This window comes from Peribacillus asahii, from assembly GCF_004006295.1.
Taxonomy (GTDB): domain Bacteria; phylum Bacillota; class Bacilli; order Bacillales; family DSM-1321; genus Peribacillus; species Peribacillus asahii_A.
Map to the genome: position 1 here is coordinate 2865637 of NZ_CP026095.1, position 18449 is coordinate 2884085.

Sequence of the window (18449 nt, forward strand, 5' to 3'; positions counted from 1 at the left end):
TCCTCCTATCTCATTGGTTGTGTTAATACTTGGTCGGACTGTGTGTCAAAGACGTTCGTGTTTAAACCCAGTGATTTTTTCTAGTTCATCATATGCGAACTTTTTATGAGTCTTATGCAACCTTCTCGCAGACCATAGATTCAAACTAATTAATTCACCAATTGTTGTTGCATATCGAGTTTTTGTTATGTCATCATCTTCTATTGCGCTATCGAGCAATTGGATTTCTTTTTGTTGTCGCTCCACTAAATTGATTAAATAAAGCAAGTGCGGCATGTGAATGTTATCAACTTCAATATGTTTTTTGACAACATCGAAATATCTTCCATTCCACTTACCTGCTTTGATATCGTCCCATTCTTTTTCTGTATATCCGTAATTCAATTTACACCTCTCCTTTTATCGCACAGTTTTGGTCTACTACGCCTCATAAAATCAGTAATTTATCTTATAATTAAATTTCCACACCAACTGATTTTAACGCTGCTTTACAGATAGCCATCGGTGCTGTATTTTCCCTTACTTCAATATCATTATACGCCCCATCCATCATAGCTACTGCTAATGTAACACTGTAAAAGTCATCACCATACCCTGTAACTCGTTTAACATCAGCGAAATCGAATTTTTCAAGAACTATCCATGCATCTTTTATATTTTCTGAAGGTCTAAATAAAACAGCATCCTCCCCTTCTTCTAAAATTACCCATAACCCAAATTCATCTGACTCTTTATAGGACAATTCTAAAACCTTTTCAATAACCAAACGGTCAATTTCTCTATTCATTATGTAGCCTCCCTCATTCTCTCTTATACTCCCAAATGCTCCGTTTTTCATCGCTAAAACTATGATAAAAGATGTGTTTTATAAGACTAAAGTATATCTAAATCTCCATTAGGATTGATTTTCCTTTTTGATTCATCCAGATATGCCCCTATTGCAGCTTTAATTTGTTCATTGGTCTTTCCTTGATTCCGTAAGTTTTCTGTAATCTTTTTTAATTCAGCCATTTGTTTAAACATAATTATCTCCTTTAATTTACGATTAAATTAGCATTTTATTCATTATCTTTTGCATATTTCAATAAATCCTTAACAATTAATACAGAGATAACCAATATAGCAAGGTTTACGATAACATCATAAATATCCATTACATTATTAATATAATTTTTAGCTAAATGGTAAATACTACTTATTAAGAAACCTTCTATAAACATTATTAAAATTCTAAAGCTATTTTTCATTTTCATACTCCCTTTGCAGTCTCCCTACATTCCCTAACAGCTTCTAGGACAAAATCATAATATACTAGCTGTTCCTCATACGATAGTTCAGCGAATTCCTTCAGAATTTCTAATTTCTCTTTACTCATTGTTATGTACATATTAATACCTCCATTTATCATAGATTAAAGTTTTTTGACTACATTAATTAATCAATATCATTAAAATATTTAAACTGTTCTATTGCAATTATTGCCATTCCCCAGAATAGACCTATAAATAATGGTAACAGTGTATACCACCAAGCTTCATTTATTGTTTTATTCAAGTTAAAGCCACTATTGAAGATTCCTACAAAGAAAATTAATATAGGTAATGTCATTTTGTTTGATAAAAATTTTTCCATTTACTTATTTCAACTCCTATATCCCCTGAAATATTCTATAAACTTCAACGTACATATCATACTTATCTTTCACTTGATCTCGTGACATCCTTTGATGCTGCCTTTTTGTTATGTAAGTGTAAAATCCTTCGAAGCCTAAGCTAACTACCTCATGAGCCGATAACGCTCTAAATTGTTTAGATTTCATTTGAATTCTCCTCCATAATGTATTATTAATATTTCCTTTCACCTCACTGGTTAGAATGAAGTAATTACAAACATCAATAGTTATAATTTTATTAATGAAAATCATAAGACGGAACTATAAGTTATTTGCTTAGACTTCCTGAAGAAACTTCTTTCCATATACTCCAATTAATCTTTTTATATTTTCCTGTCTCAAGATATTTAGAAGCTTGTTCTTTTATTAGAATTTGAAGTCTAACATCATCACCTAAAGGCATAATCACCTTTTCAATTAAATTATTGTGATTTTCATCGTAAAATCTAACTTCACAAAATTTCATCCTTGCACATCCTTTCTGCTTTATTCGATTTTACCATAATCATCAATTGATTGAAATTATTAAAAAGTTTGTGAAATTTAACTTTATAAAAACCCTGTAAATACTAGCTTTTTCAACCTCGTTTCACAATCAAATTGAATTAAAATGATAGTTTTATCGTACTGCATGTTATTCCATTTCATCAATTCTTTCAGCCAAATCCATCAAAGCTGTACCTTCATTTGCGTGTTCATAAATAGTACAAATTAATTCAGTAAGTTGTTCTTTATATTGTTCAACCTTTTCAGCTTGCTCTATAAGCCATTTAAAGTTATCAATATGAACAATTACACCTTTTCCATCATGTAAGCTTTCATCTTTGATTTCTTGAATTTTACTCAAGCTCTCAACTCCCTTATTGTATATTTGGGTCTATTAAGTTAAATTATTTCTTTTTTCTGCATATATACACATTTCCATCTTTCAAAAGTGCAAAAGCCGTGTTTATTTTTATTAAACTCATAATAATAATTATATACTTCATCGTGTTTGTAATCCTCTAATACTTTTTCAAGTGCAATGGTTAAAGCATTAAGTCTTTCCTCGCCCATCAGCAGTTTATTATCATTTGGTCTTAATAAAATATTTTCAGCAGTCCTAACAATCTTTTTATATCCACCATTTTTTATTTTCTGCTCAAAATTATAATTTTTCATTTTAACAATCCCCTTTAATATAATTTTATCCGCCTATTAAAATACTTATTTTAACATCTAACGATTGCGATTGTCGCCTTTATTAAAATATTAATCGCTTTCTCTAAATCTTCCTTACTATCAGCTTTAATACCATTTATCAAAACTCCACCGTCTTCTAATGCTTCAATACTATTTCCGTTTATTCTAATTGTATTTTCTTCCATCTATCCCACTCCTTTATTTTGTCCAGTGTTCTTTAGCTGATTCTTTTATAATAAATTTATTTAGTTAATACTTTTACTTCATTCAAAACTTTAACCTGCTGCTGATCAAACAAAGCTGATAATTCCATTTGTTTAGTTATAATTGATTCAATACTTGGAGTTGCTTTCTTCTTGAATAGTTTCTTAAACATTCAATTCACTCCCCTGTTATATGTATTTTAGTTACAACCTCCCACCTGTTATAGTGGGAACGCTCTAGGCTTAATGCACTTTTTTATACTCGCCCAGACGAGTTAATATTTATTTCCTTCAAGATCAGTGATGTTAATGTTATAAGCAACGCCCTGTTCTCTCATAAAATCTTTCAGTTCCTCTAAAGTTCCAACCAAGGACATAACTACAAAATTCTCATCTTTCATTTTAATGTTTACTGTTGTATTTCCGAATTCATCTTGCTCTATAGAGAATTCACTGTCAGAAGCAACTTCATGTAACAAAGTATAACTTACTAATTTTGATAATTCTTCAACTTTATATCGTGTATTATAATCGAAATTCACTATGCAGTATACCAATGCTTGCTCAAGTACATCTTCATATGTAACTTTTTTATTTTCATGATTTTCCATGTATTCAATAGTTTCATACACTTCTTCAAAAACTTCCGAACCTAAGTTGTAAATGTATTCTTCTTGTACATCACTTGTAGCATACTTTTTAACCATTTCATCATATTTTGAAATTGTTTTATTCATTCTTCATATCCCCTTTAAGTCCCTTTTGGACTGTTATTGTTATCCCCTTACTTCTTAATTCCATTATATGCTATTGTTTCTGAAATTACAACCTTTATTTTATATTTTACTTAATTTTATTTATGTTATTCTCTGATTCGTTAAGCTTATTATAATACATAAGGAATCATATAACAAGTAAAATTATACATTATTCAGATAAGTATATAAAATAAATCTCCTCTTTCAGTTCCTCGTAGTTTTCATCCCCGAACACATCTAAATATACATAAATGATCCTCGCAAGCTCAGTAGGCTCTAATTCGTGCTTCTTGATGATGTTAATTAAGTTTTCCATTGTAACGCCTCCCTTTGGTTATAGTTTATTATATGAGCGATTTTAGGTATTATGATTAATTTTATAATTTAATTCAGTTAGGCTAATAAATGTAATATTTTATCTGAATTTGAACAAAGAAAAAAGCCACCACATTCACATGTAGCAGCTCAGTCTAATAGGTTATCTTTTCGGACTATACTTAACAGATATTAATATTTAACCTTAGTATCAAATTTGAATAAGTTACATTTTCACACTATATATAATTATTTATGTAGTATAAATATATAACTTATTGAATAATAATTGTAATTTTATTTATTATGTGTAGTATTAATTTATAACTTATTCGTTTATTATAATTATATTAAATTTGAACCATTTTGAATTCTGTTGTATATAGTCCGAAATTGTAACTTATTTAATTAAGCTTTAAATTTGAGTTATTGTGTCAGAGTCAAATTCCTGTCCATTTTCTTGATTCTGCTGTTTTTCCAATAATTCAAAGTATTCCTCAACTTCCAACACTTTTATTCTTTCATATTCTACAGGTTCATTTGTGAATTGTGTAAATTCATTTGTTATGTAAGAGTTTGCTTTGCGTTTATGATCCTCTAGTGCTATACAGAAAAATTCTTGATTATGTATTCCCTCGACCATTTTATACTTCCTTAAGTTAGATAATGAATCTGTCATAGTTGTATATGGTAAACCTGTCTTTTCTGCTAATGTTTTCATTGGAATATCATAAGCTCCCCTGAATATTTGATTATTCATCTTTAAGAAAGCATATAAATAGAATCCAGTGCAGCCTATCTTATCGTTATTCATACAATACATAAATACTTCAAAAGGGATTAAATGAGTGTTATCAACTTCAAAAAATGTCCCATCTTCATACCCATTATTATAATCCCCTTTCATTTCTTCATCATAAATATGTCTATGAAATGCTTTAACAGGAAATTTAACTGTATACTTTCTACTGATACTCCCTTTTATTTCTTCTTTAAAATAATCATCCATTTCACTAAGTAAAGTAAAAGTCAATCCATCATCTTCCGATAATTCCCAAACAACAGGGAAATCCTTTACTGTTTCAGTATATCCCATTGTATCAAGTGCACCATTCTTCTTAAGTATGTAGTCTATACCTTTGGTATCTGGATTGTAGCCTAGAATCTCCTTCATCTTCCTGTTATCAATTTGATTGTACGCAAATTTGGCGTGACGATATAACCAATTAACCAAGTAATAATAAGAATAGGCTACTGGAATATGCACACCTTTTTTAATATTGTTTTGTAAATCTTCAAAAATTTCATTAGGCATAAATAATTTAGACTCTTTTTCATCAAACTTTAATAAGCTTTCAATTTCCTCATATTTCATTTTTAAATTCCTCCGATTATATAGATTGATTATATGATTATGTAGATTGATTAATTAACCATATAGATTGAATAATAAAATACTTCGTTATCTGTTCTTTTTGTATTCAGTTAATGCTGCCTGTAAATCAGGTGTAATTTCGTAAAGCGTAAAAACTTTATTTTCTTTCATTTCTCTAGCTGTCGTGATCGGCTTGAAACCTTTATTCACAAGATAAGTAGATACATATTTTGAGTAACAGAAAAAGAAGTTTTTTGACATAACAGTGATTCCCCTTTAAAACATTTTAATTTTAGTTAGTTGAATAATTTGTATTTATATAAATATTAGTTATCCATACTCATAGATAAATGTATTCATCTACTTATTACACCTCCTTATATTTTAAGATCTACTCCAGTTTCTTCAGACTATTCAGTAACAAATTCCAATGGCTTACTATTCCATTCTTTAAAATTTTGTTCACATTCCTCTGAACAAACTGCTGATTTTACTTTTTCGCTGGCTGTGGATTCTTCTAAATTATATACACTTTCACACCAAATACATCTTTCCATTCCTTCACCTCGCTACCTGATAACTTTTAATCTACTATATTATATATAATTTTATTACTGTACTGACAAAAGGTCAGACTACCCCCTTCTGTTTAATACCTCTCTATCATATCATGAATGGAATATTTTGTCTACATTTATACAAAACTTTTTATAATTTAATTCATATTATTTTCACTCTGCTTAAAGCTCAGCGTTCAAACTGTCGATCTGTTATAGCGGATTCGTGAAAATGTCTTAGTGTTTAAAAGAGGCTGCTGTTATAGTCATTTACACAAAAGAAAAAGAGCAGATATGAAATCTACTCTTCATCTAAATAAATTTTATCACACTTAGCACATTTGTAATAACCTTCCCATGTTGTAGCAGGCTCAATTTCATTTCCCTTTTTATCACAAGGATGGAAACCACTATCCATTACATCATTCCCACACTTACAAGTAAAATCATCATTCATTTTTACAGTTATAATTTTTGTCATTGGTATAGCCTCCCGTTATATAAATTACTTTAATACACAATATCCGCACTTTTCACAACGCTGAACTATAATAACTTCTTCTGTTAAGTTCATAAATCTTTTTAATGTAAGGTTGTTTTCACCCAAGAGGACATTCCAATAATGATGTTTGCAGAATAATTGTTTTAGTCTTTGCTTAAAATTCATTATTTCACCTTCCTTCTCTTCGGACTGCGACATAATCACTTCATTGCTTTTAAAAGCGTTTCACTAAATCTAATCGTACTTGTCTTACAATTTTTTAAAAAATCTTTTTCGGTAAAAAGCGTTTCTTTTCTGTTTGTTCCAATAGGGAAACCATCGGCATCCATAACAAAAGTGTCAAAAACTTTTTCCCATTCTTCGATTGTTTTTAATTCCATTTCTTCTTCAGCTAACAATACATCTAATTCTTTAACTGTTTTATTCATTTTCTCATTTCCCCTTTTTTTAAAAAATATTTTTTAACTTGTTCTCTTGTATTTATTATATAATTTAACTAATGTAAAGTCAAATACTTTTATATTCATTTTAATAAATTTATTTAGTTAATGCCTTAGAATCACGATAAAAGACATGTTTTATTAATTGTGTAATTTGGTGTGATATTTGGCTGCTATATGGCTTTCTGTGGATTATTTAAAGCAAAAAGAAGGAGATACATCTTAAAAGACATATCCCCTGTAAATTATCTATTCTTAAGTTTAACTAATTCATAAAGAGTCACTGTATCTTTTACTTTGTTACCTTTAGAATCATTAGTAGTATAAGTGTACTTTGTTAAAATTTTCCCTACACTTTTCACGTAATAGAACTTAGAGTATTCTGGATAACCGGGATATGGAGAACCATGATCACATGTTACTTCTATTACATTTTTAAAAGTACCTGCTTTTACCTTAATTGTTTTATTTGTTGATGTAGTTTTACAAACTGTTCCTGACCAAGTTTTCCACGTTTTACCCTTTTTAATTGGATAAGCTAAAGCTAAATAACCGTCATGGTATAATCCTTTTGTTGTTTCTTTCTCTTTAAAAGCATATGAAATTTCTTTATAAGAAAGTTTATCTTGCCAAAAGTAATTCCCATTTGATTTTTTCGTATATTTTAAATTATATGTTCTTTTGACTCCATCAATAAAATCATTGAAAACATAAACTTTTTTAGTATTTTGTAAGTAACTAGCCTTCTTTGCTGCTTCTGTGACTGATGAATTAAATGTGCAAAATGACAATGCAATAACTGACGTGATAAAAATTTTCATTAACTTTTTCATAAAACCCCTCCTAAATGTAATATTTACAATTTCTTGAATTTATTGTAACACGCTTAAAAATGAAAAAGCAAATAATTTTATAAATTTACTTAAAACATCACTGTTATATAAAAATAAAAAAGCACCTTTTACAGTGCTCGTTATTAGTTCATTATTGTAAAGTCACGTAAAACAATATTTTCAGCAATTCCAGTTTTCTTGTTATTTTCACCTTTAAGGACTATAACGTTATATTCAACATCGTCTATGAAATCATATTCCTTATATTTATTTACAACCTCATAAACTTTATTTGATTTGTTTTCTTTAACAGTCATTCCAAGTTCGAATGATTGAAATGAAGCTAAATTTTCTATATGAAAATCAAATTCGCCTTCCTTAACTTCATCAAATAAATGACCGTTAGATTCAATGAAATCAACATAGTTTTCATAGTCCCACGCCATGAAATCCTCTATTAAATTTAATTGAGCTTCACTGTATGTATCTAACCAATAAGAAATGTAATTCTTTTGATCCTCATTAGCTGATTTAAGTTCGCTTTCTAAAAATGCAATCTTTCTATTGACTGCAAAATATGAATTAAGAGCCTCACTCATAACATGATTCGCTAATTGTTCCATGTGTAGAACCTCCAAAAAATTATTTATTTAACTTAAGTACAGTTTACCAAATAAAATTATAAATGTAAATGATTTTTATGATTAATTCTATAAATTTATTCATGTTATCATAAAACGTCTAAAATAGCCTTCTAACACGCTTGATAACTATTAATGTATTTGTATTCATTTACTTTTAAAACGTCTGTATTCGCCTTGTATGGGTTCGTTTTTGTTGGTCAGTGTGTTTTATTCAGGATCAAATAATACAATTAAGCAAGTCCATAAACAAAAAAGAGCCAGCCTCATATTTAAGACTGGTTAGCATACAATCATTAATTCTTTAACTTTATTTGAAATTGTATTATTTTTGTCTGCTTCATCTCTATATTTATTAGCTAATTCAATATGACTATCTAATAAACTTGCATATACATCTAATGGGATTTCTTTTACTTTACCTTTATATCCATTTAATACTAATGCATGGTTTTGTAAGTGTACAATATACTCGTTAATTGATTCGCTATTTAATTTCATTTTAAACGCCTCCAATTAAATTAATTTGTTTTGTTAAGTAAAGTATATAATTTGCTTTGTACATAGTCAAGAAATATTTTCCATTTTAGTTAAATTTATTTTGTTGGTAGTTTGGATAGATGATTGTAAAGCCATATTGCTTCTACTGCGGTTAATTCGTTGATAGTTACATTGTCGATTAAATGGTTATTGATGATGTTGTGATACTCTCCGGTGTTTACTACTTCATATTCTAATTGTTTGATCACGGTTGCTAATTCTTGTCTACTTAACATTATTATATGCAACCCCTTATAATTTATAACACTTAATTTTAGTTATTAAGGAGCAAATAAGCGTCCTTACTTACTCCTTATGGCTTTTATACTGCTTTTTGGGATTGATCTCTATCCTTCTTGATCAATAAACTAACATAGGCTTTTGCATCGGATAATTTACCTTTAGACTTAGCAGACCATAGTTCTTTTCCTTTACTGTTATATACTCGGAATGCACCAGCAATTTTTGAAATCAGATAACCTTCACACTCATAAAAACGAACGTTAAATAATCTACCACTTCCGTATATATCAACCTCTTTATTGATTGTTTTAAATTTTAAATCCGGTAAAGGTTGGTTTAATTCATTTTGCAATTGTTCGTTTAGTTCAGTTTGCTTATCCTTGTATATTTTATTTTCATACTTATTAATTAGTTTGTTGAATTCTTCCGGCATGGTTGCAAGCTCCATCATGATTCTACTTTGTTGATCCATTTTATTATTGTATCTAGAAACGTTCATATTTCCTCTTCCAGTTATCACCCATGAAGGGTTTGAGGCACGATGATTTAAATATTTTACGTATTGAGCGTGATAATTCTTTTTATGACGTTGTAAAGCCTCTTTGAGCTTATAGATATAATATTCGTTGTTAGTAGTTCCAATAGCCTCTAATACCTTGTTATTACACTCTGTAAAGTATTCCTGTAATTCTTTGTTGTGATCTTTCTTCTCTTTTCTGAATATCCATGCTGAATCGTGTTCCCTGTCTTGTAATTGTTGATTAATATTATATTTTTCGTCCGTTACATCATCTATATTAATTTCAGGATAGGAGAAAGAAGGTTTTTCTTCCTGCTCCTTCGCTACTTTATTGTCATAATTATAAATTAATGTATATTCGTTTAAATACTCAAAATTATATCCTTTACCATGTTCTATACCACTATCAGTAATAAGGAAGTAGAAAGATTCATTTGTTTCTAGGTTAGCATTGACACATTCCAATAAGATGCTATTCCCTTTACTGGCTTTATATAAGCGTAAAGGCTTCACATGTTCCTTTTGTAAACGTGTAGATAATGTTTCCTTTTGCGCTGGTGTGAGCTGGTCTAAATAATCTGATTCTATTTTAGATTCTAGAACTGTTTCACCTACTAATTGTTTAGCAAGTGAGATTGTATTTTCATCCATAATAGCCCACCAGATAGAAGGACGTTTCTTTCCTCCCCATCTATACCCAATTGCTTTCATTGCGTTCCTAACTTCTTCTGAAGGCTTTTCAGTGAACGTTATTTCAATCCCATTTCCTTTTGATCCTGTACCAGTTGTATATACAGCTCCACTTGTTCCTTGGTTTGCATTTTCTTCCATTATTACAGTTTCAATTTGTTCTGGTGCTTCTTCTGTAGTTGTAATTTCATTTACTTCTTGAATAGCTTCAATTTCTTTTTCTTCATATTTTTCAATGTTTGTAAAGCTTCCTTCTGTTAGTGCTTCATTGACTGCTTTTTCAACGTATGTAAGAACTTCTTCAGATACTCCATAATGTTTAGCTGCTGATAGTGCATCTCCTACTAACCAATTACGAGAAAATAATGATTTGATATGTTTATACCAAATTTTAACGTTTGTAGCTGGATCAACAATTTCAGATGCAGGAATTTCGAATACTTCCAAACTAGAACCGCAAGTAACCATTTTGAAAGTCATTTCGTCATAATATGATACTGATTGTTGACGTTTAATATAACCTTCTGCTCCACGTTTAGTTTTGTAGAACCCGTCAATACATTCAGAAGCTACGTCAACTGCTACGAACGTTTTAGAATGGTAAACTGTTTCAAGTGCTTTCTTTGCGTGACGTGGGTTAGAGTTAATCATATTAATAACGTTTTGAGTTTTCATAATTAATCGGCTCCTTTGATCCTGTTTAGGATTTATTATTTTTTCGATTCCTTTAACTTAAGTTTATTATACTATAGTCTATGATAAATTTCAATCTTTTATTACTAATTACTTAATTTTATTTATTAAAAAGGAGCAAATATTTTTATATATCTACTCCTTAAGGTTTGTTAGTCATTCCCGTTTAACTTTATAAAATATATCTTCCTTACCTGCTTCTATATAGTAACCAGTTACATGATCATTTACATTGATACGCTTATTACCTTCTATATCGTCCATAGTAAAGATTAATTGTGGTTTATCTGCTGAATGAGTGGTACTAGTTGCAATGTATTGATTGCCTTCAATTGATGTTACTTTGAATGATTCCGTTACAATGTTAGCTGGTTTATTAGTTTTCTTTACGTATAGTAGCGAATCGTCAATAGTGATATCTTCAAAGAATGCTTCTATTGTGTCTCCTTCATGTAATTGTCCAGTGGATTGTATGTAATCTGATGTAAAGTAAATATTGTTGTCTGATTCTTCAGATACTCCAAAGTATTCGTCATTACCTTCTACATTGTCGATAACCTTTGTCACTGTGTATTCTTGTGTTAATTCGTTTGATTGGACTGCTGTTACCTTGTGAGCTGTTTCCGACTGTTTAGTGTTACATGCAGATAGAGAGAATAGGATTGAAGCGATAATGATTAATTGGATAAGTTTTTTCATTTTGGTTATCCCCTTTTGGATTAGATTTAATTTTATTTAGTAAAGGAGTAAATAGTATTTTCTATCTACTCCTTATAAGATTTTTAAGCCGTTACCGCTTCATTATATGGTACAAGGTCATACTCTTCTAGTTCGTTATCTGTTAGCGGTCTAGCGTATGCAATTATACCATATCTTCCTATAGTTTGATCTACTTTAATATGTCCTTTAGGTTGACAGAATGGAGAGAAACCACGTAAACGGTAAGCATACCAGAATAGATTGTTATTAGTTTGTTGTTTTGTTGTGTCATTCTCGTTTACAACCTTTAATGACTTAATTGTATTATTTAATTTATTGATTTCTTGACTTTGTTTTCTTACTTGATTATATAGACGCTCGTTATCCTTTTTGATTGTTTCATTTTTAGTTAATTCTTCTTGGTATAGATTAACGTATACTTCTTTTTGTTTAACAACTTCATTATGTTCTTTCTTTAGTTCTTTGTCAGTTGGAACAAAGAAGTCATTACAATGAATAACATTATTATTTTCATTATTATAGTTAGTAATAACGTCAAGTTCGTTTCCTTCTTGGTCTGTAATGAATAATACAACATCTTCATTATTAAGGTGAGCTTCTTTAAAATGCATCATAGCGATAATAAGGCTTGATCCCTCATATAAAGTTGGGTATGTATCATCATTGTTCCAATCCTTTACTTCCACAGTGTAAATTAAGTTAGTCATACCGAAAACCTCCGTATAATTTTATTTTTTATTTCCTTGATTTCTTATACCTAGTATACCATGGAAAAGGATTAAAAGTAAAGTTTTATTTGATAAATACTTAATTTAATTTAGTTAAAAAGAGTAAGTATAAAGCCTACTCTAATAAGTTAATTTGTTTTAATGTTTATGTTGACCTTTATGTATTTTCCCACATTTAATACATTTTATTTCAAACTTCCCATTATGAATGTCCCAGTTAGTCCACCAAGTCCCAAAGTCATTACTAAACCAATATTTACGATGAAATAATTTACACCAAATATTATTCATGTGTAACACCTTTTAATCCGACAACTTTAAACTATCTAATATTTTAGCTATTGAATATATAGCTTCTTTATCGTTCTTTACTGTGCAAACTACTTTTCCAATTTCATTAAATACTTCTTCATATGCTTTAATATCATTAACCTTATCTTTATAAGCACTTTTTAATTGTCCTATCTTTTCTTTTAATATTTCATTTTCACTATTTGATTCTTCATTGGTTAATACTCTAACTATATACCTTCTATCGCCTAATAATATTGTTAATTCTTCATCTTCTTTTAAATCACGAAAATCATTCGCAAGTTTATTCCATTGATTAATTTTACTATACATTATGATCCCCCTTTCTATATTGAAGCCTAGACTTATCTAGTCCAGACCTCTTTTATTTTAGAATAAGGAGCTTCATCATTGAACCAAATTGTATTCTTAAGTTTATAACCTAACTTAGCTAATAAGTTTACTCGCTTCTTTAATTGACCAAAGCAATATTGAACTACAATTTCATTTTCATTTAATAGTTCATTTTCTAACTCTTTATACTTAACAGTCCAAATTGCTGTTTTATTGTTAGAAATATCTTTCATAAGAGTTACTGCTTTTTCCATGTGGATAGTTAATGATGGTTCAACAGTAGAAGACTCTTCTTCTTGAGTGTCAAGATCAATGATTTCATCAGAGTTGAAAAGGTAAAGAATAACTTCTTCTTGGTTAAGTCCATCTTCTTCAATAGTTAATTTTGTTAATTCAATAGCTGCTTGATCCGTTTCACGCTCGAATGAACAATAAGCTTCACCTTTGTAAGTCATAGTATATTTTTTCATAATGTAAAACCTCCATTTGATATAATTTTATTTATTATTTGTTTGGTTTCTATATACTTATTATATGATACAATGAGGAAAAATACAACTATTTTATTTAAATATGTAAGTTTATTTATTAAAAAGTTTTAATCTCAGGAACGAGCGGTCTTCTCGTGACTGACAAAGGTTTTAATGTTTTGATCTTTTGTTGTCACTTTTGAAATATATAAGGAGACAAAGAAAGAAACCACTCTATAACAGGATAGAATGGTTTTAATGTATATGTAAATTCATTTACCTTTTTTGTATCTCTTTTTCCTTTCAAGGTATAGTTTATCGTATGACTTGGTTGTTAAAAGTATTTCTATGTCTTCTGCTATTGTAATTCCGAAGATAGTTCTTAACTCTCTTTTATATAGTTGAGAAGTTGTAACAGCAAAGCCGTTTTTATTATACCATTTATGAAGCACCTTTAGAATTCTCGTATCATTTTTTATGTCATTATCATCTATGTTACTTATAATCCATTGATCAACATCATTTTTACAGTAATATATTCTTGTAGCAGCGTGATCTTTCATTGACTCGATTAAGTTTTTAAATTTTTCATTTATATAATTAAATATATAAGTTTGTGTATGTATAAAAATAGTCCCTTCTTTAACAGGATATTTTTCAGATAATTTTAATTTAGGCTTATATCGTATATGGATATTTTCTTCTGTTGGATCACTTTTATTATATACTCCATTTATATTTTTATATTCATCTATGTATTTCTTTTCGGCTTTAGGTAAATTATCTCTATTGTTAATTAACTCAAGAATTTTAAAAGAAAAACTTTTACTTTCATATATATTCCAATCTTTTTGTAAGTCTGTATTATAATGTTTATTGTTTGCTAAATGGGTATAATGAGAGTTAATCCTATGCTTTAGGTTAGTTGTACTACCTATGTACACTCTACCAGTTTTATTATTCATGATTTTATAAATACACACTACATTTTTAAATTCATTGTCCATTAATTTTTCCATTAGCAACATACTCCTTTTATGTAATTTTATTTTTTGTCCATCAATCCCATATATAGAGAAATAAAAAAGTAACATGTTGCCCCATAATAAGACTATATAATTATATTGGATAAGTTGTTACTTTTTTATAATTTAACTTATTATAAGATATTATTCTTCAGGTTTAAGACTCTTTGAATTGATATCAATTAAAGTTTCTGTAAGTTTATTTGTATTAGTGAGATAGGCTTCATTTGACCTTAATTTAGTTAGCTTCCTTGTATCATTCTTAAGTACATATGATTCAATTGCTTTCATATGTCTTTTGTTTGCATTGTCTTCTATTCTGTTAATGATACCTGTATTTATCATATCAATATTAAGTTTTGTTTTATCATTACTTAATCTTAAATAGTTTGGGTCATTATACTTCTTTAATATGTATTCATCATTGCAGATAATCTCATATGAACTATAATAATAGTCAATGTTAGCTTTATCTAATAATATGCTATTAGCTTGCTTGTAAAACTTTTCAGCCGTTCTATTCTTATATATGTCTGATATGTCAGTGTATTTGTATTGATCCAGCAATAACCTTTCTACACTGTCTATAAGTCTAGTTTCTTCTTCAGTAGCCTTTCTATGTATCTCTCTTATTAATGGCTGTGCTGTATCGTATGAGACTATAATATCCCCTTCTTCGGTTATCTCTTCATGCTTAGTTACCCTTATCATATTTGAATCATTCTTATCTATAGTTGTATTGATAAAGCATACTGTTGTAATCTTATTCCAAGATATAAGACGTTTCTTTCTTAATCCATCCAATGCAGTTTCTATATTCCTTTTTAACAAATCATCTGTAGTATTGTAGAAGTCCCTTATCTCATCTTTATCAACGTCAATTAGTTCCTGTATCTCTTTGTATGGATTATATTTAACATATGTATAGTTGTCATTAATCATTTTCAATAGTCTTAGTATTCCGTTTCGAGAAAGAAATAATTTCTTTTTATTAACTAAGATGCTGATAAGTAAGTCTTCTATGTATTCTATATACGCTGCTCTATTGTTAGTACGCAAGTCAACTTTATCCTTTGGGATATCGTATATATCAGTAATAATAAACTTATGACCTTGATTCTCATGAGCAAAGTACCTATTCCATTCTTTAAGTTGTGCCTTCTTGCTATTAGCTTTCTTTGGTTCCTCACCTAACAGCTTGCATAATTCTTTGTAGTTCTTTACTATGAGTCCCACTTCTAATTGATCAATGTCCATTTACGTATAACCTCCTATATAATTTTAGTTGCGATAGTCCGAATAGATATAACTATCCACTCTTAATAATAACATATTATGGTAGGATTGTATATAGTTTAAGGTGATTATGTAAGTTTATTTAGGTAGAAGAAAAAAGGATAACCGTTTTGATTATCCTATTAATTTATTATGTTTACGCTGATACTGCTTTATTAGTTATTAGCTTATATTCGTTTAATTCTTGGCTTGTGAGCTTTCTATTTGTTACTACAGTACCATTGATACTACTTTTATTATCAATGTATATACAGCCTTCTAGCTCGTTTAGATTCATGTCTATATTGTATGGTTGTGATAGTTCATATTCGTATAGTGTGTAGTTTGTTTGGTACTCGTTTTCATATTGTGAAAAGTATTGATTGAATATGTTGTGAATAGCTTCATTGTATTTGATTGTAGAGATACCACTATACCAGCTCCAAACCTTTGAACCATTGAAATAATATTCAGTAAAGCCATAATTCTTTGTAGCGTGTTTGATTATTAATCCTTTTGATACCATGAATGATAAACGCTTAGCAGTGTCAATATTTTCTTTGTGCTGCTTTTCTTCTCGTTCTTTCTTTGTGTGTTCTTTGTATTCGTATCTATTAATCCAATCACGCAATTTGTAATATCTTTCTTCTTGATCAAGTGAGACAGGTAAAACAGATATATAATTAAAATATTCTTTCATGTTATCGTATGACATCTTATGTTTAGAAAATACATATTCCTTTTCTAGTTCTTGTAAACGTTCGTTTGTCATTGTTGGATGATTAGAGCTTATTATCATAGTGTCAGGTATATTATACTTTAGAGAGTAATTATAGGCTTCTTTGTATGTGCTGAATGTATTCTTATATAGGTGATATGTTTCATTCTCATCATATTCAATTGTTGTTACTACTTCAGATTGTTTAATTGATTCATTCATATCATTGTTGGAAAGAAGCCCAGTGTTATGAGCTTCTATAATTTTTAATGTTTCAGGTAACACGTTATCAGATTGATTTATATAATTTAATTCAAGTGATTCCGCTATCTCTTTCATTGTGCTATCTTGTAAGACTTCCTCTATTGTTGTCCCTTCCTCTATACACATGTTAGTTATTAGCTTAATAATATCTTCATTAGTTTGTATAGTTACAATAGAAGCGTCTAGGAACTCCCAGCCTTTAGCATAGTCTGACATGTTACCATACGCAAAGTAGATACCATTTCCTAGTGAATTACCTTGCCATGTTTGTAAGCCGTTTAAAGGACGCTGAGCACATACCACAGTATAACCTTTTGAATAAGCTTCCATCATGTGAGTATTGAATGAATCGGATAATGGATTGATTGTAACTGTATTCATGTTGTGAGTAGGTTCGGTTTGTTTACTTTCCTCTATCATGTTGTATTCATAGTCTACACTATCGCAATATGTTACTGCTTCTTTGTGAGTGTTAAAGGCTCTATTGCCTACATTGTAAGAAGTTGTTTCTTCTTGTTTATTAGATGTAACTTCATTTACTTCAATTGAAGCAGCTACTTCATTTACTTGTTTATTGTAATCATAGTTCATAACAATTGCTTTCTCGTGGTAACGTTCAATAATAGTTGGAATAATAACTTTATTAAAGAAAGCTTCTGCATGTTGTTTCTTTGTTTCTTGATTTCTGCGTGATCCGGTTCCAACCAATTTAATTTTTACTAGCTCAAGTGTCTTATAATTAAAGTGAATATGTACAGTTTGATTAGATGCATAAGCTACATTTAAAAATAGTTCTACATAAACGATATCAGAGTTATAATTATCTACATTATAGATATCAAAAGCTTTATACCCTTCTCCATATGAGAATGTGATATTGTTCATGTCTTGAAAGAATGCTTTCTTTTGTGGTACTAATTGGATAGTTGTCATATTATTTAACCCCTTTAATTAATTTATTTTGTTTCCGTTTTCTATACTCTTATTATACTATAGATTGATGGAAAATAGAAGTAAAATTATATATTTTTATTAAGTTTATTTGATTATTTTTATTGTGGATAGTGTATGACGTATAGTATAAGTAGTATTGAAAACTACATGTGATAGTTATAGTATCTACACTAGTGTATGATGTACAGTATATAATAATTAAAACTTATGCACAGTGATAATATTTTCTTATAGAATACTTCAAGCGTCAAGGTTATGTTATAACCGACTAGTTAGGTATGATATAGAATACGTTTAAATTTTTGAGGTGAGATGTATAATTTTTTTAAGTTGTATTGGGTTAGTTGGGAATATTAGTGTAGATCAGCTTGATATTGGTGACTGTTTAGGAATAGTAGTCAGTACGCATGATAATGGATATTATATCCGCAACTCATAAGGGTATACGGGGGCTATTTTACATTTATAATTGGGAATGGTTATCAG

General features: G+C 29.2%; 30 protein-coding genes. All 30 read right to left on the bottom strand.

All coding sequences use genetic code 11. The annotated features are described in order from the left end of the window. Window positions 1-45 precede the first annotated feature (45 nt). Window positions 46-384 carry a hypothetical protein gene (locus BAOM_RS14045; RefSeq protein WP_127760795.1) on the bottom strand — a complete coding sequence of 113 codons (339 nt, stop codon included), beginning with the start codon at window positions 382-384 and terminating at the stop codon, window positions 46-48. Between the two features lie 70 nt (window positions 385-454). After that, window positions 455-787, bottom strand: coding sequence for a BC1872 family protein (locus BAOM_RS14050; protein WP_127760796.1), 333 nt, complete (start codon window positions 785-787; stop codon window positions 455-457). 86 nt (window positions 788-873) lie between these two features. Next, complete coding sequence (locus tag BAOM_RS24500) at window positions 874-1023, bottom strand: hypothetical protein (RefSeq protein WP_164853238.1); 150 nt, start codon at window positions 1021-1023, stop codon at window positions 874-876. 35 nt (window positions 1024-1058) lie between these two features. Then, complete coding sequence (locus tag BAOM_RS14055; RefSeq protein WP_127760797.1) at window positions 1059-1247, bottom strand: hypothetical protein; 189 nt, start codon at window positions 1245-1247, stop codon at window positions 1059-1061. Window positions 1248-1249: 2 nt separating this feature from the next. Next, the gene (locus BAOM_RS24505; protein ID WP_164853239.1) at window positions 1250-1387 is read right to left on the bottom strand and encodes a hypothetical protein; all 138 of its coding nucleotides are present in this window, start codon (window positions 1385-1387) and stop codon (window positions 1250-1252) included. Window positions 1388-1434: 47 nt separating this feature from the next. Continuing rightward, entirely contained in the window at window positions 1435-1632 is a 198-nt protein-coding gene (locus BAOM_RS14060) for a hypothetical protein (protein WP_127760798.1), read from the bottom strand. 308 nt (window positions 1633-1940) lie between these two features. Further along, a complete protein-coding gene (locus tag BAOM_RS14065) occupies window positions 1941-2138 on the bottom strand; it encodes a hypothetical protein (protein WP_127760799.1) in 198 nt (65 codons plus the stop codon). 168 nt (window positions 2139-2306) lie between these two features. Continuing rightward, window positions 2307-2519, bottom strand: coding sequence for a hypothetical protein (locus BAOM_RS14070; protein ID WP_127760800.1), 213 nt, complete (start codon window positions 2517-2519; stop codon window positions 2307-2309). A gap of 38 nt (window positions 2520-2557) precedes the next feature. After that, the gene (locus BAOM_RS14075) at window positions 2558-2833 is read right to left on the bottom strand and encodes a hypothetical protein (RefSeq protein ID WP_127760801.1); all 276 of its coding nucleotides are present in this window, start codon (window positions 2831-2833) and stop codon (window positions 2558-2560) included. 50 nt (window positions 2834-2883) lie between these two features. Beyond that, complete coding sequence (locus tag BAOM_RS24510; protein ID WP_164853240.1) at window positions 2884-3039, bottom strand: hypothetical protein; 156 nt, start codon at window positions 3037-3039, stop codon at window positions 2884-2886. A gap of 56 nt (window positions 3040-3095) precedes the next feature. Next, window positions 3096-3230 (bottom strand): hypothetical protein, encoded by a 135-nt coding sequence (locus BAOM_RS25155; protein ID WP_257467347.1) that lies wholly within the window; start codon window positions 3228-3230, stop codon window positions 3096-3098. Window positions 3231-3332: 102 nt separating this feature from the next. Beyond that, complete coding sequence (locus BAOM_RS14080) at window positions 3333-3794, bottom strand: hypothetical protein (RefSeq protein ID WP_127760802.1); 462 nt, start codon at window positions 3792-3794, stop codon at window positions 3333-3335. A 190-nt stretch (window positions 3795-3984) separates the two neighbouring features. Next, window positions 3985-4131 carry a hypothetical protein gene (locus tag BAOM_RS24515; RefSeq protein ID WP_164853241.1) on the bottom strand — a complete coding sequence of 49 codons (147 nt, stop codon included), beginning with the start codon at window positions 4129-4131 and terminating at the stop codon, window positions 3985-3987. A 414-nt stretch (window positions 4132-4545) separates the two neighbouring features. Then, the gene (locus BAOM_RS14085; protein WP_127760803.1) at window positions 4546-5505 is read right to left on the bottom strand and encodes a hypothetical protein; all 960 of its coding nucleotides are present in this window, start codon (window positions 5503-5505) and stop codon (window positions 4546-4548) included. A gap of 87 nt (window positions 5506-5592) precedes the next feature. Beyond that, window positions 5593-5766, bottom strand: coding sequence for a DUF5659 domain-containing protein (locus BAOM_RS24520; protein ID WP_164853242.1), 174 nt, complete (start codon window positions 5764-5766; stop codon window positions 5593-5595). A gap of 149 nt (window positions 5767-5915) precedes the next feature. Continuing rightward, window positions 5916-6062 (bottom strand): hypothetical protein, encoded by a 147-nt coding sequence (locus tag BAOM_RS24525; RefSeq protein WP_164853243.1) that lies wholly within the window; start codon window positions 6060-6062, stop codon window positions 5916-5918. A gap of 301 nt (window positions 6063-6363) precedes the next feature. Continuing rightward, window positions 6364-6543 carry a hypothetical protein gene (locus BAOM_RS14090; protein WP_127760804.1) on the bottom strand — a complete coding sequence of 60 codons (180 nt, stop codon included), beginning with the start codon at window positions 6541-6543 and terminating at the stop codon, window positions 6364-6366. A gap of 221 nt (window positions 6544-6764) precedes the next feature. Further along, complete coding sequence (locus BAOM_RS14095; protein WP_127760805.1) at window positions 6765-6992, bottom strand: hypothetical protein; 228 nt, start codon at window positions 6990-6992, stop codon at window positions 6765-6767. Window positions 6993-7249: 257 nt separating this feature from the next. Then, window positions 7250-7837: a hypothetical protein gene (locus BAOM_RS14100; protein WP_127760806.1), complete on the bottom strand. Its 588-nt coding sequence runs from the start codon at window positions 7835-7837 to the stop codon at window positions 7250-7252. 143 nt (window positions 7838-7980) lie between these two features. Then, a complete protein-coding gene (locus BAOM_RS14105) occupies window positions 7981-8460 on the bottom strand; it encodes a hypothetical protein (RefSeq protein ID WP_127760807.1) in 480 nt (159 codons plus the stop codon). A gap of 300 nt (window positions 8461-8760) precedes the next feature. Beyond that, entirely contained in the window at window positions 8761-8979 is a 219-nt protein-coding gene (locus tag BAOM_RS14110) for a hypothetical protein (RefSeq protein ID WP_127760808.1), read from the bottom strand. Between the two features lie 95 nt (window positions 8980-9074). Further along, complete coding sequence (locus BAOM_RS14115; RefSeq protein ID WP_127760809.1) at window positions 9075-9254, bottom strand: hypothetical protein; 180 nt, start codon at window positions 9252-9254, stop codon at window positions 9075-9077. Window positions 9255-9340: 86 nt separating this feature from the next. Further along, window positions 9341-11146, bottom strand: a complete 1806-nt coding sequence (locus BAOM_RS14120) for a hypothetical protein (RefSeq protein ID WP_127760810.1) — start codon at window positions 11144-11146, stop codon at window positions 9341-9343. A gap of 174 nt (window positions 11147-11320) precedes the next feature. Next, window positions 11321-11863, bottom strand: a complete 543-nt coding sequence (locus BAOM_RS14125; RefSeq protein WP_127760811.1) for a hypothetical protein — start codon at window positions 11861-11863, stop codon at window positions 11321-11323. A gap of 83 nt (window positions 11864-11946) precedes the next feature. Next, complete coding sequence (locus BAOM_RS14130) at window positions 11947-12591, bottom strand: defense against restriction DarA-related protein (protein WP_127760812.1); 645 nt, start codon at window positions 12589-12591, stop codon at window positions 11947-11949. Window positions 12592-12915: 324 nt separating this feature from the next. Beyond that, a complete protein-coding gene (locus BAOM_RS14135) occupies window positions 12916-13236 on the bottom strand; it encodes a hypothetical protein (RefSeq protein ID WP_127760813.1) in 321 nt (106 codons plus the stop codon). A gap of 32 nt (window positions 13237-13268) precedes the next feature. Continuing rightward, a complete protein-coding gene (locus tag BAOM_RS14140) occupies window positions 13269-13727 on the bottom strand; it encodes a hypothetical protein (RefSeq protein WP_127760814.1) in 459 nt (152 codons plus the stop codon). 272 nt (window positions 13728-13999) lie between these two features. After that, window positions 14000-14746 carry a GIY-YIG nuclease family protein gene (locus BAOM_RS14145; RefSeq protein ID WP_164853244.1) on the bottom strand — a complete coding sequence of 249 codons (747 nt, stop codon included), beginning with the start codon at window positions 14744-14746 and terminating at the stop codon, window positions 14000-14002. Between the two features lie 150 nt (window positions 14747-14896). Then, window positions 14897-16009, bottom strand: a complete 1113-nt coding sequence (locus BAOM_RS14150; protein WP_127760816.1) for a hypothetical protein — start codon at window positions 16007-16009, stop codon at window positions 14897-14899. Between the two features lie 175 nt (window positions 16010-16184). Then, the gene (locus tag BAOM_RS14155; protein ID WP_127760817.1) at window positions 16185-17942 is read right to left on the bottom strand and encodes a hypothetical protein; all 1758 of its coding nucleotides are present in this window, start codon (window positions 17940-17942) and stop codon (window positions 16185-16187) included. Between the last annotated feature and the right edge of the window lie 507 nt (window positions 17943-18449).

Bases quoted from the DNA above. Each gene is read 5' to 3' on its own strand.
- BAOM_RS14050 (WP_127760796.1), bottom strand. From the start codon at position 787: ATGAATAGAGAAATTGACCGTTTGGTTATTGAAAAGGTTTTAGAATTG.
- BAOM_RS24500 (WP_164853238.1), bottom strand. From the start codon at position 1,023: ATGTTTAAACAAATGGCTGAATTAAAAAAGATTACAGAAAACTTACGG.
- BAOM_RS14055 (WP_127760797.1), bottom strand. From the start codon at position 1,247: ATGAAAAATAGCTTTAGAATTTTAATAATGTTTATAGAAGGTTTCTTA.
- BAOM_RS24505 (WP_164853239.1), bottom strand. From the start codon at position 1,387: ATGTACATAACAATGAGTAAAGAGAAATTAGAAATTCTGAAGGAATTC.
- BAOM_RS14060 (WP_127760798.1), bottom strand. From the start codon at position 1,632: ATGGAAAAATTTTTATCAAACAAAATGACATTACCTATATTAATTTTC.
- BAOM_RS14065 (WP_127760799.1), bottom strand. From the start codon at position 2,138: ATGAAATTTTGTGAAGTTAGATTTTACGATGAAAATCACAATAATTTA.
- BAOM_RS14075 (WP_127760801.1), bottom strand. From the start codon at position 2,833: ATGAAAAATTATAATTTTGAGCAGAAAATAAAAAATGGTGGATATAAA.
- BAOM_RS24510 (WP_164853240.1), bottom strand. From the start codon at position 3,039: ATGGAAGAAAATACAATTAGAATAAACGGAAATAGTATTGAAGCATTA.
- BAOM_RS25155 (WP_257467347.1), bottom strand. From the start codon at position 3,230: ATGTTTAAGAAACTATTCAAGAAGAAAGCAACTCCAAGTATTGAATCA.
- BAOM_RS14080 (WP_127760802.1), bottom strand. From the start codon at position 3,794: ATGAATAAAACAATTTCAAAATATGATGAAATGGTTAAAAAGTATGCT.
- BAOM_RS24515 (WP_164853241.1), bottom strand. From the start codon at position 4,131: ATGGAAAACTTAATTAACATCATCAAGAAGCACGAATTAGAGCCTACT.
- BAOM_RS14085 (WP_127760803.1), bottom strand. From the start codon at position 5,505: ATGAAATATGAGGAAATTGAAAGCTTATTAAAGTTTGATGAAAAAGAG.
- BAOM_RS24520 (WP_164853242.1), bottom strand. From the start codon at position 5,766: ATGTCAAAAAACTTCTTTTTCTGTTACTCAAAATATGTATCTACTTAT.
- BAOM_RS24525 (WP_164853243.1), bottom strand. From the start codon at position 6,062: ATGGAAAGATGTATTTGGTGTGAAAGTGTATATAATTTAGAAGAATCC.
- BAOM_RS14090 (WP_127760804.1), bottom strand. From the start codon at position 6,543: ATGACAAAAATTATAACTGTAAAAATGAATGATGATTTTACTTGTAAG.
- BAOM_RS14095 (WP_127760805.1), bottom strand. From the start codon at position 6,992: ATGAATAAAACAGTTAAAGAATTAGATGTATTGTTAGCTGAAGAAGAA.
- BAOM_RS14100 (WP_127760806.1), bottom strand. From the start codon at position 7,837: ATGAAAAAGTTAATGAAAATTTTTATCACGTCAGTTATTGCATTGTCA.
- BAOM_RS14105 (WP_127760807.1), bottom strand. From the start codon at position 8,460: ATGGAACAATTAGCGAATCATGTTATGAGTGAGGCTCTTAATTCATAT.
- BAOM_RS14110 (WP_127760808.1), bottom strand. From the start codon at position 8,979: ATGAAATTAAATAGCGAATCAATTAACGAGTATATTGTACACTTACAA.
- BAOM_RS14115 (WP_127760809.1), bottom strand. From the start codon at position 9,254: ATGTTAAGTAGACAAGAATTAGCAACCGTGATCAAACAATTAGAATAT.
- BAOM_RS14120 (WP_127760810.1), bottom strand. From the start codon at position 11,146: ATGAAAACTCAAAACGTTATTAATATGATTAACTCTAACCCACGTCAC.
- BAOM_RS14125 (WP_127760811.1), bottom strand. From the start codon at position 11,863: ATGAAAAAACTTATCCAATTAATCATTATCGCTTCAATCCTATTCTCT.
- BAOM_RS14130 (WP_127760812.1), bottom strand. From the start codon at position 12,591: ATGACTAACTTAATTTACACTGTGGAAGTAAAGGATTGGAACAATGAT.
- BAOM_RS14135 (WP_127760813.1), bottom strand. From the start codon at position 13,236: ATGTATAGTAAAATTAATCAATGGAATAAACTTGCGAATGATTTTCGT.
- BAOM_RS14140 (WP_127760814.1), bottom strand. From the start codon at position 13,727: ATGAAAAAATATACTATGACTTACAAAGGTGAAGCTTATTGTTCATTC.
- BAOM_RS14145 (WP_164853244.1), bottom strand. From the start codon at position 14,746: ATGGAAAAATTAATGGACAATGAATTTAAAAATGTAGTGTGTATTTAT.
- BAOM_RS14150 (WP_127760816.1), bottom strand. From the start codon at position 16,009: ATGGACATTGATCAATTAGAAGTGGGACTCATAGTAAAGAACTACAAA.
- BAOM_RS14155 (WP_127760817.1), bottom strand. From the start codon at position 17,942: ATGACAACTATCCAATTAGTACCACAAAAGAAAGCATTCTTTCAAGAC.